Origin of the sequence: Klebsiella sp. SWET4 (assembly GCF_024296565.1) — a bacterium.
Lineage (GTDB): Bacteria > Pseudomonadota > Gammaproteobacteria > Enterobacterales > Enterobacteriaceae > Klebsiella > Klebsiella variicola.
The window spans coordinates 1-1,306 of record NZ_JANCOB010000046.1; the positions used below are offsets into that span (position 1 = coordinate 1).

Consider the following 1,306-nt stretch of genomic DNA (forward strand, 5'->3'; position numbering starts at 1 on the left):
CTCGGCCAACATCCAGTACGACCTGGGCGGCGCCAAGCTGACCTCGATCACCGCCTACGAAAACACCCACGGCTATAGCCGCGGCGACATCGACGGCGGCAATCCGACGGGCCCGGGCTTCATCCCGTTCCAGTCGGACACGCAGGACGGCATCAAGAACCTCTTCCAGTGGACGCAAGAAGTGCGGCTGGCCAGCGACACCGACGGTCCGCTGAGCTGGCAGGTCGGCGGCTTCTACTTCGACACCAAGTACGCCATCCGCACCGATCCATTCTTCACCGCCCCCACCACCCTGCAGCAGAAGAACGAGTCGTGGGCGGTCTTCGGTCAGGCCTCGTACAAGGCCACCGACGCCCTGACCCTGACGGGCGGCCTGCGCTACACCAAGGACGACAAGGACCTGAAGGTCCTCTACGGCCCCAACATGGCCGCGCCGGTCTCGGTGTCGGACTCGAAGGTCACCTGGGACCTGAGCGCCTTCTACAAGCTGACCGACGACGTCAGCGCCTACGCCAAGGTGGCCTCGGGCTTCCGCGGTCCGTCGATCCAGGGTCGCGACATCGCCTTCTTCTCGCCGGCCTCGGCCGCCAAGTCGGAGACGATCATGTCTTACGAACTGGGCCTGAAGAGCGAGCTGATGGATCGCCGCGTTCGCCTGAACGGCGCGGTCTTCGCCTATGAGATCACCGACCCGCAATTCAGCGCCGTCGGCGGCGGCTCGAACTCGAACCGTCTGATCAACGCCAAGAAGGGCGAGGCCTACGGCCTGGAACTGGACGGCGAGTTCGTGGTCACCCCGAACCTCGTCCTGACCGCCGGCTACAGCTACAACCACACCAAGATCAAGGACAACACGCTGGCCGTCGCCGTCTGCGCGGCCTGCACGATCACCAATCCGCTGAACGCGGCCGGCCAAGCCCTCGTGAACGGCAACCCGTTCCCGAACGCGCCGAAGTACATCTTCGACTTCACCGCCCGCTATGCTTACCCCATCGCGAGCGGCGAGCTGTTCGCCTACACGGACTGGAAGGTCCAGGGCTTCACGAACTTCTTCCTCTACGAATCCAAGGAGTTCTACAGCAAGGGCGATTTCGAGGGCGGCCTGAAGCTGGGCTACGAGAACATGGCTCAAGGCTATGAGATCGCCGTGTTCGGCCGCAACATCACCAACGAGAAGAACCTCAAGGGCGTCATCGAGAACTACATGGCGGCCGTCTACAACGAGCCGCGCATCGTCGGCGTCTCGATCAGCGCCAAGCTGAACTAGCTTTTTCTGTCTGTCCCGCGTCCCGATCCTCCCCTTCTT

General features: G+C 63.2%; 1 protein-coding gene. It reads left to right on the forward strand.

Annotation, left to right across the window (positions count from 1 at the left end):
- On the forward strand, window positions 1–1,267 hold a 1,267-nt coding region (locus NKJ21_RS27395; RefSeq protein WP_254733434.1), incomplete at its 5' end, for a TonB-dependent receptor.
- Window positions 1,268–1,306: the final 39 nt, after the last annotated feature.